General features: G+C 38.9%; 14 protein-coding genes. 2 read left to right on the top strand and 12 right to left on the bottom strand.

The features are described from left to right. Positions 1-63: 63 nt before the first annotated feature. The 11 genes from T429_RS0100495 to gshB all read right to left on the bottom strand — a co-directional run bounded on the left by T429_RS0100495 (position 64) and on the right by gshB (position 12,645). On the bottom strand, positions 64-684 hold the full coding sequence (locus T429_RS0100495) for a ribonuclease D (RefSeq protein ID WP_005774102.1): 621 nt from the start codon (positions 682-684) through the stop codon (positions 64-66). Beyond that, a complete protein-coding gene (locus T429_RS0100490) occupies positions 677-2,071 on the bottom strand; it encodes a M20/M25/M40 family metallo-hydrolase (protein ID WP_005774103.1) in 1,395 nt (464 codons plus the stop codon). Before T429_RS0100490 ends, T429_RS0100495 begins: the two co-directional genes overlap by 8 nt. An 84-nt stretch (positions 2,072-2,155) precedes the next feature. Further along, positions 2,156-3,031, bottom strand: coding sequence for a bifunctional DNA-formamidopyrimidine glycosylase/DNA-(apurinic or apyrimidinic site) lyase (mutM, locus tag T429_RS0100485; RefSeq protein ID WP_005774104.1), 876 nt, complete (start codon positions 3,029-3,031; stop codon positions 2,156-2,158). 287 nt (positions 3,032-3,318) lie between these two features. Then, entirely contained in the window at positions 3,319-4,569 is a 1,251-nt protein-coding gene (locus T429_RS0100480) for an aminopeptidase (protein WP_005774105.1), read from the bottom strand. 179 nt (positions 4,570-4,748) lie between these two features. Beyond that, a complete protein-coding gene (locus T429_RS0100475; RefSeq protein ID WP_005774106.1) occupies positions 4,749-5,585 on the bottom strand; it encodes a cell wall hydrolase in 837 nt (278 codons plus the stop codon). A 572-nt stretch (positions 5,586-6,157) separates the two neighbouring features. Beyond that, positions 6,158-6,880, bottom strand: a complete 723-nt coding sequence (gene phoU / locus T429_RS0100470) for a phosphate signaling complex protein PhoU (protein WP_005774107.1) — start codon at positions 6,878-6,880, stop codon at positions 6,158-6,160. A 21-nt stretch (positions 6,881-6,901) separates the two neighbouring features. Beyond that, the gene (pstB, locus tag T429_RS0100465) at positions 6,902-7,660 is read right to left on the bottom strand and encodes a phosphate ABC transporter ATP-binding protein PstB (RefSeq protein ID WP_005774108.1); all 759 of its coding nucleotides are present in this window, start codon (positions 7,658-7,660) and stop codon (positions 6,902-6,904) included. A gap of 51 nt (positions 7,661-7,711) precedes the next feature. Further along, positions 7,712-9,001: a phosphate ABC transporter permease PstA gene (pstA, locus tag T429_RS0100460; protein ID WP_005774109.1), complete on the bottom strand. Its 1,290-nt coding sequence runs from the start codon at positions 8,999-9,001 to the stop codon at positions 7,712-7,714. Continuing rightward, a complete protein-coding gene (gene pstC, locus T429_RS0100455; RefSeq protein ID WP_005774110.1) occupies positions 8,998-10,458 on the bottom strand; it encodes a phosphate ABC transporter permease subunit PstC in 1,461 nt (486 codons plus the stop codon). Before pstC ends, pstA begins: the two co-directional genes overlap by 4 nt. A 61-nt stretch (positions 10,459-10,519) precedes the next feature. Then, complete coding sequence (locus T429_RS0100450) at positions 10,520-11,566, bottom strand: PstS family phosphate ABC transporter substrate-binding protein (RefSeq protein ID WP_005774111.1); 1,047 nt, start codon at positions 11,564-11,566, stop codon at positions 10,520-10,522. Positions 11,567-11,706: 140 nt separating this feature from the next. Then, positions 11,707-12,645 carry a glutathione synthase gene (gene gshB / locus T429_RS0100445; RefSeq protein ID WP_005774112.1) on the bottom strand — a complete coding sequence of 313 codons (939 nt, stop codon included), beginning with the start codon at positions 12,643-12,645 and terminating at the stop codon, positions 11,707-11,709. 87 nt (positions 12,646-12,732) lie between these two features. Here gshB and T429_RS0100440 point away from each other — a divergent pair, with 87 nt between their 5' ends. Next, complete coding sequence (locus T429_RS0100440) at positions 12,733-13,500, top strand: molybdopterin-synthase adenylyltransferase MoeB (RefSeq protein WP_005774113.1); 768 nt, start codon at positions 12,733-12,735, stop codon at positions 13,498-13,500. Positions 13,501-13,753: 253 nt separating this feature from the next. Then, positions 13,754-13,876, top strand: a complete 123-nt coding sequence (locus T429_RS11150; protein WP_280173525.1) for a hypothetical protein — start codon at positions 13,754-13,756, stop codon at positions 13,874-13,876. A 120-nt stretch (positions 13,877-13,996) separates the two neighbouring features. Here the strand turns inward: T429_RS11150 and T429_RS0100430 are convergent, their stop codons facing one another. Next, positions 13,997-14,560 carry a c-type cytochrome gene (locus T429_RS0100430; protein WP_005774114.1) on the bottom strand — a complete coding sequence of 188 codons (564 nt, stop codon included), beginning with the start codon at positions 14,558-14,560 and terminating at the stop codon, positions 13,997-13,999. Positions 14,561-14,618: the final 58 nt, after the last annotated feature.

Here is a 14,618-nt window from a genome sequence, read left to right as displayed (position 1 = left end):
CATTACCGGCATTTTGTCCTCTTGCATCAATAATTCACTTCTATTAAAAGCCGACTTTTAAAGTTAGCTATGGGCAAAAATATCAACTTCCGACCATCCTAAAAGGTCAAGCTTAGCTCTCATAGGCAAAAATTGAAAGCACGCCTTAGCAACACTTTCTCGCTCCTCGCGTCTTAAACGTTCTTCAAATATAACCTTCAAACGATGCAAATATAACACATCCGATGCAGCATATTCAATTTGTGCCTGTGATAACGTTTCTGCCGCCCAATCCGAAGATTGTTGCTGTTTAGAAATATTTACATTCAGCAATTCATTACAAATTTCTTTCAAGCCATGACGATCCGTATAGGTACGCGTGAGTTTTGAAGCGATCTTTGTACAAAAAACAGCCTCTGGCATAACACCAAATGTATGCGCTAAAATAGCAAGATCAAAACGCCCAAAATGGAATATTTTGGTAACTGCATTATCTTTAAGAAGCTTGGACAAATTAGGAGCACTTTTTTGTCCTTTAGCAATTTGTATAATATCCGCAGTTCCATCTCCAGGAGAAATCTGAACAACACACAAACGATCACGATGTGGTTGTAATCCTAAAGTCTCAGTATCAATCGCAACGGCATCAGTTTTATAATTGTCTAAGTTTGGCAAATCACCTTGATGAACGCGAATCTCAGCCATTCACCCTCCTCTTTGCTAAAGCGGTAAGAATGCGTGCCCAAGATCTCTGCCCCTTATGAAATGATTTTAGATTATACTTTTCATTAGGCGAATGAATACGATCATCAGCCAATCCAAAACCAACCAAAAGAGTTTCCATACCAAGAATGGACCGAAAATCAGCAACAATTGGAATTGACCCTCCCATGGCTGTCAAGACAGCAGGAACTTCCCATTCTTGTGATAAAGCATCCTTTGCATCCTTAATAAAAGGTGAATCATCAGATAACTGAAGCGCTGGAGAAGAACCATGATTCTTAAATTCAACCGCACAGTCAGCAGGAATTGAGCTACGGACATAATCACGCAACGCTTGGCGTATTTTCTCTGGATCTTGCTTATGAACTAGACGACAGGATACTTTTGTGCTCGCTTGAGACGCAATAACCGTTTTCATCCCTTCCCCTTCATACCCCCCACTAATACCATTAAATTCCATGGTAGGACGTGCCCATACAAGCTCTAAAATGCTCCGTCCTTTTTCACCTGCTGGAACGAAAAGACCGATAGGACCAAGCAAATTTTCAGCAGTACAATGAAGCGCATTCCATGATTGTAAAATATGTGGAGGTGTTTCTTCTACGCCATCATAAAAACCAGGAAGCGTCACCTTATTATTTTCATCGTGAAGTCCTGCCAAAATTTTAGCTAAAATACGAATGGGATTAGCGGCGACACCCCCAAAATAACCAGAATGCAAATCACGATTTGCTGCTGTGATAATAATCTCTTCCGCCATAATTCCTCGAAGAGAAAGAGCAATAGAGGGTGTATTCGCATCCCACATCGACGTATCACAAACCAATGCATAATCTGCCTTAAGTTCATCTTTATTTGCTTTTAAAAAAGGAATAAGAGAAGGAGAAGCACATTCTTCCTCACCTTCACATAAAATAGTCACTTTAACAGGAAGCTGTCCTGTTTCTTTCTTATAGGCACGACATGCCTCAATAAATGTCATCAACTGACCTTTGTCATCTGAAGCACCACGGGCACAAATAACTTTCTCTCCATCTCTCTCTTTTAAAGAAGGTGTAAATGGATCATCCTCCCATAAACTCAATGGATCAACAGGTTGAACATCATAATGTCCGTAAAACAACACATGTAAACAATCCTCCGAAGGTCCTGGATGATGCCCAACAACCATTGGATGACCCGGTGTATCACGCCGTGAAGCCTCAAAACCTATGCTTTTTAAATCCTCTACTAACCAATCAGCTGCTTGACGACATGCGTCCTTATAAGCCGAGTCTGTAGAGATCGATTGAAAACGTAAAAGAGAAAAAAGGCGTTCAAGGCTCTTTTCTATATTTCCATCAAGATGTGTTAGTACTTTATTCAGCATAAAAAAACCTCTCAAGCCTCATATATTCGTATAATGTAAGAACCTGACTTTAAGCCTCTTGTAGGATTTTGCAAGACATCTTATTCATTTTTGACACTGTGAGCAGTAAAAACTTGAACGTCCAGCCTGTAAAATACGTAATATAGGCGTTCCGCATTCCAAACATTCCTTGCCTTCTCGTCCATAAACTGAAAAAGCATGTTGAAAATAACCAAGGGAACCATCTATATGCATATAATCACGTAAAGAAGAGCCACCAGATAAAATCGCTTCAGAAATTACATTGCGTATATTCTGTGCTAAAGAATCTGCAAGTTCACGTGCATGTACCGTTTTTGATGCCAATGTAAATGCACCACGCTGTGGAGACAAACGACTCCGCCAAAGTGCCTCGCAAACATAAATATTTCCAAGCCCCGCAACAATAGACTGATCAAGTAAAACACCCTTGAGAGACATTTTTTTATTAACAAAAGCCTTTTGTAAATAACGACCAGAAAATGCATGACTCATAGGTTCAAGCCCTAGCTTATTTAAAAGTGGGTGTTTATAAAGCTTGTCCGTATCAACTAACAGCATAAACCCAAAGCGACGCACATCATTATAAATAAGATGATAAACTTCACCATTCCTTGTCTGAATATCCATGATAAAATGATCATGCTTAACCAATTTATTGGTCGTTGAAAAAGCTTTTCTTAAAAGAGCATTTTCTATACGCCATGACCCCGACATTCCTAAATGGCTTAAAATCGTCTCATCCTGAGAAAGATGAAATAATAAATATTTCGCACGTCGACCAAGCTCTAGAATTTTTCTGCCAATAAGCCGCTCAGAAAAAGCCTCAGGAAAAGGAAAACGCAAATCTCTACGATTAAGTTTGACAGATATTATCTTTGCATCAGTAACAACAGATTCGAGTCCACGACGAACCGTCTCTACTTCAGGAAGCTCAGGCATCACTCCTCTTTAATAATTATGCACTCTCCAAGCATATCCACTGATCAATTGAACTCTTCCCCACACTTAAAGAACAAAAATTTTAATCCCATCTGCTCTGTAAATAACGGTGATTCTTGTCGAGTGGGCTTTACTTGGCTTCATACTCATGTCACTTCATTTAACGAAAGGTATTACACGATCAAGCACTATCTTGAATATTCATCCACGTACTCTAGAAAGACTTGCCCTGTCAAGGAGACTTATCAACCTCAAATGACGTGTTTTACTTTTACGGTATAACAGGATTAAGAAGCCCATTCTCCCTTACGAAAGATAGGAACTCTTACACCATCCTGCGTAAGACCATCTATGTCAATTTCACCAGAGCCAATCATCCAATCAATATGAATAACACTTTTATTACCACCCCGTGCTGCAATCTCTTCTGATGTCAATGATGCCCCATCTAAAAAGCATTTAGAATAACACTGCCCTAAAGCAATATGACAAGCTGCATTTTCATCAAATAAGGTATTATAAAAAAGGAGCTCACTCTTAGAAATTGGTGAAGAATGAGGGACAAGAGCAACTTCACCCAATCGGCTTGCACCTTCATCATTTTGCAAAACTTGCTGAAAAACTGCTTCGCCTGTTGATGCTCTGGCCTCAACAATGCGCCCTGCTTCAAAACGTACTTCAATATTATCAATCAGTGTTCCTTGATAGGAAAGAGGCTTTGTTGAGCGAACAACACCTTCAACCCTATGAGCATGAGGAGTCGTGAAAACTTCTTCTGTCGGAATGTTAGGATTGCAAATAACACCATTTTTTGCAACGGATGCACCCCCATGCCATTCATGGTCATCTGCTAAACCAACGATTAAATCAGTCCCTGGTCCTGTGAAGTGTAAGGCAGAAAAACGCTGCTCATTAAGCCAAGATGACCGTTTCTTCAAATTTGAATTATGAACAGTCCACGCATGGATAGGATCTTCTCCTGTAACACGTGAAGCAGAAAAAATGGCATCAGCTAATTTTTTAACCGCCTCATTAAGCGGCAACGAAGGAAAAATCGCCTCAGCCCATCCCGCTGTTGGATAAGCAACAATCGACCAATTCATAGCAAAGTTCGATATTTGCTTGAGTGCCGGCTGGTAAGCCATTGAAGTGGCTTTATTTAATCGCGCAATCTTATCAAAATCTTGATTGGAAAGGAGTAAAGGATTATCACCAACTATCGCTAAACGTGCCGCCCCATTTTCAAAAGCCTTCGCCATTCCCTCATAGAGCCAAGAAGGAGCACAATCAAAACTAGCTGTATGGGCATTTTCAAAACGTGTAAGCGATAACATATCATCACTAAAAATTGGTGTAATGACACCAGCGCCAACCTTATAAGCATGATACGCAATACGTCGAACAAAGGGTAATGCTGAAACTGGAGCCGTCAAAACAAGATCCTGCCCCTCTTGTAAATTTAGCCCCACTTTTACCGTAACTTCTGCAAGACGATTAAGCATTTCAGGCGAAATTGTCTCATGAATATCAAAATACATTACCTATACCCTTCTTTAAGTAAAATGCGTTCTTTAACGCCACCATATTCTAAATTGCTTTTCCAGATCCTTTCAATTTACTGTCTCTACATCTATTTATATGTAGCACATTACTAAAGAGTTCACTGAATTTATAAACCGCAATGGGGTGTAAAACTCTTCTTCGGTCGCACAAAAACTTACCAGTTTCTGTGTCGTTTTTCTAACATGGCAACAATTGCATTTAACTGATCTGATGAAGGCAATGCCATAATTGTTTTATTTTCCTCTTTCCTCGCTAGATGTTGAGGGGCATAGGTTGGAATGGGAACTTTATCAAGCTGTACCATAGCAAAAGATGTAGGTTGTACAGTCTTGGACTGAGCTACTTCTGTTGGAGGAGATACATTTTTCTCTGCTTTGACTCCCTTACTTTCTAAACTTTCATCAATAAAGCTTGGCGCATAACCAGAACGCTCCTGAGCAAAGGCATAAGCAACATCATAAGGGCGATTATCCGTAGGAATTTGAAGTGATCCATCACGGGATCGCTTTTCATAAAAAGCATTTCCCCCTGCAACATGAACATAGTGCATGTTTTTATAAGGAAAAGACAAACCAGCGGTATGAAAAAACTTAGCGTGTTTAACCTTCTTATCTCGTTCACCCCGTAAAACTGCATCAGCAGCTTCTCTTACACGAGCAACAGACGCTTTCTCCGTCATAGGACGCGTTAAAACACCAGGCGCAAATTGCTTATATTGACCAACAACACCACAAATCGTCTTGGGATAAGCGCTTGAATTAACACGGTTCATAACAACTGTCCCAACGGCAATCATCCCTTCACGGCTCGAACGATTTGACTCAAAATACATCGCACGCATAAGGCATTGGCGCTCTGTCAATGGATACGTAACTGTTTTTGTTTTTTGATTATTTACTTTTTCAGCATCTAAATGATTTACAGCACACCCCACAACAACAAACGGCGCTACGCAACAGGTAACAAAAACATTCCAACGATTTTTTTTCATCTTAGGCAACACATTCCTATAATCTTTGAGCTATTCAAATTTTGAAATGAGCTTTAAATGTATCTCTCAATAAAGTATACAGCTAATTGTTACCACTCAGTAAAATTTTAATACAAATGGTAATCAAAAACTATTTATGCGAAATAAAAAATAAAATACTCTTAAATTTATAGATCAATATTGTCGCTCCTCATGGAACAATATAAGCCTCTAACAACCCACACATTTCAATCGCAATAAAATAATATAATTACTCATTCTACATACGAAAAAAGACTGGGATATTAAAACTCTTTGCATCAATATTGAAAAAATAACACAGAGCCCCCCTTATAATATAAATCTTAACAAAATGATCAGAAAGAAAATCCCCCTCCGACCACAATCCAAGTGATGGTATCATCCAATATATAAAAATGTCAAATTAAGAGTTAACAATCTGTCCTGTTAGCCTAAAAAAACTCTTTGGTGCTTCTGTATGTTTTTTCATCAATGGTTACTATATCCTTTATTATGTTCTTTCTAAAGCTTCTGTATTGTAAGAAAATGCTCAATGTATCTACAAGCAACTTTTAATCTCTTTTCTTCTCACCTACGCCAACTTTATAGGTAAGGTCATCGCGAGGACGATCAGAAGACATATGATAACCCGTTATGATATAATGCAACATTTCAGCAATATTGGTAACATGATCACCAATTCGTTCAATATTCTTTAAACAAAACAACAAGTGCGTACAAACCGTAATATTGCGCATATCTTCCATCATATATGTCAAAAGTTCACGAAAAAGAGAAGTATACAAAGCATCAATTTTCTCATCGCGCTCACGCACAGCGTCAATACGCTCTAATTGGCGACTCGTATAAGCATCTAAGACTTCTTTTAATTGATTGAGCGCTAAGGCTGTAATTGTTTCAAGCCCATGATAAAAGGACGCAGATTGACGTATTTCTGAAAGGGCAACAGTCCTCTTAGCAATATTTTTGGCCATATCCCCAATTCGCTCAAGATCAGAAGAGATACGAATAGCTCCAATAATTTCACGCAAATCTACAGCCATTGGTTGACGCTTGCAAATAATAGCAACCGCTTTTTCATCAATATCACGTTCTGCTTCATCTAAAAATACATCATCGGCAATCACTGCCGTTGCAAGTTGAAGATCACTACAGACAACTGATGAAACAGATCGTTCAATCATTCTTTCCGCATGGTGCCCCATTTCTGCAATCCTTGCTTTTAGATATTTTAGTTCTGCATCATAAGAACGAACAGTATGGTTCATAGACATATCTTACACTCCTCAATTCACCTATCCAAAACGCCCCGTAATATAATCTTGCGTCCGTTGCTCTTTGGGTGAAGTGAAGATCATTTCAGTTACACCAACTTCGACCAAATGCCCTAAATGGAACATGGCCGTATATTGAGAAACACGTGCCGCCTGTTGCATAGAATGTGTTACAATAACAATTGTATAATTTTGCCGTAACGCATCGATAAGTTCTTCAATCCGAGCCGTCGCAATGGGATCAAGAGCTGAGCAAGGCTCATCCATCAAAATAACTTCGGGACTAACCGCAATGGCACGCGCAATACATAAACGCTGTTGTTGTCCTCCCGATAAACTTGTTCCAAGATCATGAAGACGGTCTTTTACTTCTTCAAACAAACCAGCCTGCCTTAAACTCTTTTCAACCACATCATGCAATTCAGAACGCGTTTTCACCAAACCATGAATACGCGGACCATAGGCAACATTTTCAAATATAGATTTTGGAAAAGGACTAGGCTTTTGAAAAACCATTCCAACACGAGCCCGTAATTCTACAACATCAATTCTTTGGTCATAAATATTCTCCCCATCCAAAGTGATAAGACCCGTTATTTTAGCCCCTTCAATCGTATCATTCATACGGTTGAAACAACGCAAAAAAGTCGATTTTCCACATCCTGATGGACCAATCAAAGCAGTGACTTGATGTTCAGGAATATCAAGGGTAATACCATGAAGTGCTTCTTTGTCTCCATAAGAAACCTTCACATCTTGACCACGCATTTTAATCTTCATGACAAAAACTTACCTTACAAAAATCTCATCGAAGTTGTTATTTTATTTAAATTACTGGCGGCGTTCAAATCGTCGACGTAAAAAAACCGCAGAAATATTCATGATCGCAAGAAAAATCATTAAGACAATAATAGCTCCTGATGTCTTTTCAACAAAAGCGCGCTCTGCTTCACCCGCCCACATAAAAATTTGAACAGGCAAAGCTGTTGCCGGATCCATGGGAGTTGTAGGAATATTAACAACAAAAGCAACCATTCCAATCAAAAGCAAAGGTGCTGTTTCTCCTAAAGCCTGAGCGACTCCAATAATCGTACCAGTCAAAATACCAGGCGCGGCTAAAGGAACAACATGATGAAAAATCATTTGTGTTTTTGATGCCCCCAATCCTAAAGCTGCCGCACGAATAGAGAGAGGAACAGCACGCAAAGCAGAACGTGTTGCAATAATGATCGTAGGAAGAGTCATGAGTGCTAAAACAAGACCACCAACAAAAGAAGCTGAACGTGGTAATCCTAAAAAATTAACAAAAACTGCAAGTCCTAAAAGACCAAAGACAATCGAAGGAACAGCGGCAAGGTTATTGATATTTACTTCAATAAAATCTGTAAATTTATTTTTGCGTGCATATTCTTCTAAATAAAGAGCCGTTGCTATACCTATCGGCAGTGAAACCAATAAAACGATGCCGATCATATAAAGAGAACCAATGATCGCAACAGCTAATCCCGCAGTCTCAGGACGACTTGAAGCACCAAATGTAAAAAAACCAATATTAAATGTTTTATAAAGCGTACCATCATGCGCTAAGCGCTTTATCCATTCTACTTGTCGATTAGAAACTTTGCGGTTTTTTTCTGCTACATGCAAATCAATCTGCCCCTTATAAGCAGAATCAATATCCGCGGCTGCCAAAACTTTGATTTTTTGCATTGTGCCAATCAGTTTTGGATTTTTTGTCACCATCTCACGCAGTTGAACACGCACACTATTTGAAAACATACGGTTAATGTCCCGCAGAGAGGTGTGATCATTTTGATTGACTTCAAGTTTTTTTGCTAAAGCATTGCGTACAAGAAGCGGATAATTCGCTGTTATGAGGACTTGTGGTTTTGTTTGACGTTGACCACTTGGATCAATGATCTTTTCATCTAAATAAATTGATAATGTCATTTCACTTTGAAAAAAAGCCGTATAGCCTTGACGCATGATCGACCATAAAAGCGCAAATAAAAAAAACAAACCAATAAAAATAGCAATCAAACCATAGGCTCGAAAACGACGTTCAGCCCTATACCGACGCTTAAGGCTAATATTGCGACGAGGAAAAAAATCTTCATTCATTCATATTGTTCCCGATATCTACGCACAATATAAAGAGCTAGAATATTCATCAAGAGTGTCATCACAAAGAGTGTCATTCCCAAAGCAAAAGCCACCAAAGTTTGTGGAGAATTAAACTCAAAATCACCGGTTAATTGATTAACAATCTTAACTGTCATGGTGGTCATTGCTTCGAAAGGATTAAGGGTTAAGTTTGCTGCAACGCCTGCCGCCAAAACCACAATCATTGTTTCCCCAATTGCACGCGATGCCGTTAACAAAATAGCCCCCATAATCCCTGGAAGTGCTGCGGGTATAACGACTTTTTTAATTGTTTCAGATTGCGTTGCACCTAAACCATAAGAACCTTCACGTAAAATACGTGGAACAGCCGTAATAATATCATCCGACAAAGAAGAAACAAAAGGAATCAACATAATTCCCATCACAACGCCAGCAGTCAAAACACTTTGTGCCATAATAAAACCACCCCCACCTGAGAGAGAAACAGACAAATCTCGTAAAAATGGTCCAACAACCTTTAAAGCAAAAAAACCATAAACAATGGTTGGAATGCCAGCAAGAACTTCTAATAATGGTTTTACAATTGCTCGTAATCGTGCAGAAGCATACTCGGCCATATAAAGAGCTGAAAATAGGCCTATAGGTACAGCAAAAAGCATGGCGACAAAGGCAATATAAAGCGTACCAGCAAGGAGCGGTATTAAACCAAATTGTCCAGCTTCATCACCTGCACCACTCACGGAAAAACGCGGATCCCAAACCGTTCCTAAAAAGAAATTTGAAAAGGATACAGATTGAAAAAAGCTTATTGTCTGAAAGAACAGAGACAATGCAATGGCTATTGTCGTCAAGACTGCAACGATAGAAGCACAAGCCAATCCAATAATAATTAAAGATTCAACTTTATTGCGCGCACGTTGATGAGGCGCAATTTGTATTATTCCACAGATAAAACCAAAAGAGGCAATAGCAAAAAGGAAAACACGACCAATAAATTGAAGCTTTTCAGAAGAAAGCATCCATGACCGCGCTATTTTGAACAAATCATCCGATACTTCATGAGGCAACATCAATCCTTTTGCAAGTAATTGTGTCTGCACTTCCTTATAAGAAGCGGTGGATAGATCCCCTTCAAAGCGATGCATCATTTTGACGAGATTTCGAAGAATCTCCCAAAGGAGATCATGATTGACAGACTCTGTTATATGCGCACTATACGCCCCAAACTCTCGAGAGGCATTATATTCTAGATAAATTGTACTCCCAGCATCCCACAAAATTAAAAAAATAAAAGCTGGAATAACAGTAATCAAAAAAGTCCACCAGCCGTAATAGTAGGCACGAGAATGCATTTTATGTTGTTTATATTCAAGAGTACGTGCTCGCATATAAGAAATACAAAAGCCACAAAATCCAAAAAGAAATAACAAAAAAACAATGAAGGAAATGCGCATTTTATCTTTCAGTTTTTATAAAAAATAGCACCGAAAACTCTTACTCTGGAACGACAATAAATTATTTCAACATCATGACTCGACCAGCAGAAAAAGTAGAACGCTGTGCTTGACGTTCCTGTTCAGGAGCAACAATCAAACCATATTCAGCCAAAGGGCTATCTGGACCAATCATTTGTTCAGAAAGGAAAAAATCAACATACTCTCGCAAACCTGGAATAATATCTAAATGTGCTTTCTTAATATAGAAAAAAAGTGGACGAGAAACTGGATATTGTCCGCTAGAAATTGTCTCAACTGTTGGCGCAAAACCATTAATATCGGCAACCTTTAACCTATCAGCATTATTTTGATAAAAAGATAAACCAAAAATACCAATCCCTGTTTTATTCGAAATTAGACGTGCAAATGTTTCAGAATAATCACCATCAATATCAACCGCTTTTCCATCCTTACGAACCGCAATACAAGCAGCGTGTATCTCCTTATCATCCATCCCTAACGCCTTCATCACTTCAATGGCACCACTCTCTTTACAGCCCACAGCAAGTAATTTTTCCTCAAAAACTTCACGCGTTCCATGCTTCTCTCCAGGAATATAGGCAGCTATCGTCCAATCAGGAAGGGCACTATTGACAGCACTCCATTTCAAAACATGATTGGGCTGCAACTTCCCGTCTATAATAACGCGAGCTGCAAGAGCTTTATAAACATCTACTGGCTTTAATTTCCAATCAGGACCTTTAATATCTGTCGCAAAAACAATGCCATCATACCCAATACGTATTTCCTCAATCTCTTTCACACCAGCCTCAAAACAAGACTGCAATTCACTCGATTTCATTGCCCGCGAAGCATTCACAATATCAACGGTATTCTCCCCAACACCACGGCAAAATTCCTTAATTCCCGCTCCTGTTCCACCCGATTCGATAACAGGAACCTTAAAATGGGGATAAATTTCTCCAAAGGTCTCAGCGACAATCTTTTGATAAGGTAAAACCGTAGATGAGCCAGTAACCTGTATTTGATCGCGTGCATTGCCTATATTTACCGACAGCAGTAACACAAAAAACAATCCCACTCCAATTGATAAGACTCTGCTCATCTATAAACTCCCTAAAAATCGAGGATAAAGCCTCTTAATTTATATCATACGCTCATTTTAGTTCACATTTGCAACATAACAAAATAAAAAACAACATGGATCATTTTTTTAACAAAACCATAATTGAATCCTTGTGTAAATTAATTTGAACGTTTGAACTCAACAACATCCCAAAACAGATGTGCAATATCTGTACCGCAGAAGCGTTTAATTTCACGAATTCCCGTAGGAGATGTTACATTGATTTCTGTTATATAATCTCCAATCACATCAATCCCCACAAACAGAAGACCACGTTCCTTTAAGGCAGGACCAATGCGTTCACAAATTTCATAATCACGTTTTGTTAACGCAACATTTTCCGCACGACCTCCAACATGCATGTTAGAACGCACATCTGTTTTTGTCGGAATTCGATTAATGGCTCCAACAGGCGCACCATCAAGCAAAATAATCCGTTTATCTCCTTTCCGTACTGCCTCTAAATAACGCTGAACAATAAAAGGTTCGCGATAAATGTCCGCAAACATTTCCAACAACGATGCTAAATTGCGATCATCTTGTTTTAAATAAAAAACACCAGCGCCCCCATTCCCATAAAGTGGTTTCACAATAATATCGCCAAATGTCTCTCTAAAAGCAGTTATTTCTTCAATATCTTTGGTAATTAACGTTTCAGGCATTAAATCAGAAAATTCTGTCACAAAAATTTTCTCTGGACTGTTGCGGACACATGCCGGATCATTCACAACAAGTGTTTTTGGATGAATACGTTCTAATAAATGTGTCGTGGTGATATAATTGAGATCAAAAGGCGGATCTTGGCGCAAAAGAACCACATCCATATCTCTTAATTCTGTGCGAACAGGCTTTCCTAATTGATAATGCTTTCCCTCTTCATCATAGACAGTCAATGACTCTAAGCGTGCAATCACACAACCATTGCACAGAGATAAACGATCTGGAGTATAATGGAAAAGAGAGTGTCCACGTTCTTGTGCTGCCAAAGCGAGAGCAAATGTTGTATCTCCTTGAATCCGAACTGTTGAAATATGATCCATCTGAATGGCAATTTTCATAAATAAATCCTCCCTATCCGAAAAGCAGACTGGTCTATGCTCCATAAACTTAGTAAACAATAAAATAACGATGACAAGAGAAAATTCATGACACAAGAAACAGATACAAAATTCAATAACGAAGAAATCGAACGCTATGCACGCCACATCATTTTGCCTGAAATTGGTGGTGCGGGACAACAAAAGCTCAAACAAGCGCGTGTTCTTGTTGTGGGTGCTGGTGGTCTTGGGGCGCCCGTCTTAACTTATTTAGCTGCCGCAGGTGTTGGAACCCTTGGAATTGTCGATGATGACACCGTTTCACTTTCCAATTTACAGCGCCAAATTATTCATAAGACAAAGGCAATCAACCAAAGCAAAACAGACAGTGCTGAAACCACTATAAAAGCCATAAATCCGCATGTTATGGTCGAAAAACACACCCTACGCTTAGATGAAAGGAATGTGGATAAACTGCTCAATGCCTACCATATCATTGTTGATGGAAGTGATAATTTTACCACACGCTATCTTCTTGCTGATCACGCTGCTCAATGCAAAAAGCCTTTAATAAGTGGTGCTGTAGAACGTTTTAATGGCTCATTAACTGTCCTTATGCCGTATAAAGACAATAATCCTCACTATCGCGATTTATTCCCCACCCCTCCTGCTCCCGATACGATCCCAACATGTGCTGAAGCTGGAATCATCGGTGCTTTACCCGGCGTTATTGGAACCCTACAAGCCATGGAAGTCATTAAAATGATCACAAACATCGGAGACCCATTAGTCGGAAAAGTTCTCCTCTATAATGGCTTATTAGCGCAATTTCATGTTATTACCTATAAACGTTCAAATTCCAGAGAAAATACATAATAGTATTAAGAAACTTCGAGAATTATGATTTTATCCCTACTCATTTTTAAAACGCTCGCGGTATATCTTAAACAACCAATTGTCTCTGTCCATAAGAAAAATACAGGAGTATTGATGTCTATAGAAGAATTAAATAAAACCTCATGGAGGGCTTTAACCACACAATGATTTATTATTCAAAAGCAGAAAGCCGTCATCCTGTGAATTGATAATCCTTCAACTATAATTTCACAGACAAGCATATGTGGAAAAAATGACGCAAACAGATCTTGAAAACCAATCTGCAGATGGTAGTGTAAAGAGTGTATTTTCTGACAAAATCTCTTTAAAACAAGCAGATGAATCGGTAACGTTAAGTATCTTCCGTTTTACGTGAGAGGCGTTTTCCCTATCAAACATCAATAAGATCTCTTTCAATAAAACCTTGAAACTAAAATCATAAACAAAAAAACTAATCATCTTTCTTTCTAAAATGAACCATCTATTATAGCATAAGTTAGTTTGGCTGGTTTGCTTTATTATTATCCGTTGGTATGGGAACAGGATGATCGGATAAACTGCGTAAATAAAGCAAAAGATCTGCACGATCTTGGTCATTTTTAATTCCACGGAAAGACATGGTAGTCCCAGGGAATGCTTTACGTGGAGAATGTAGATAGCGATCTAACGTTACGAAATCCCATTTTTGATCAGAATGTGCGCGCAATGCCCGTGAATAGGCAAAACCTGCTGCTGAGGCCAAAGGACGATTAACAATCTCCCAAAGAACAGGACCAACACGCCCTGCTTGATTGCGTCCAGAAGTATGGCATATGGCACATTGGCGAAAAATTTTACGCCCATTTTCAAAATTTCCTTGTTGAAGGCGGCTATTGAGTGATACGGTGATATGAGATTCTTTTTGTTTTTCTTTGAATGTATCATTCTTGGTAGCTGTGTGCTGATATTGGACTGATGGAGAATGGTCGTAAATGATATCGCTCAGTGTGGAAATCCCCACAACGATAACTAGCACACATAAACACGCACAAATAAAATGGATAACTTTCGAGCGATTCATAAAAACTCAAATGTTCATGGTTTCATTACCATTTTTAGTATAAGCTTTTTCTTTGTAA

It is taken from the genome of Bartonella elizabethae F9251 = ATCC 49927 (assembly GCF_000518165.1).
Taxonomy (GTDB): Bacteria; Pseudomonadota; Alphaproteobacteria; order Rhizobiales; family Rhizobiaceae; genus Bartonella; species Bartonella elizabethae.
Note: the sequence above shows the minus strand (reverse complement) of the source record. Positions and strands in the feature narration are given on the sequence as shown.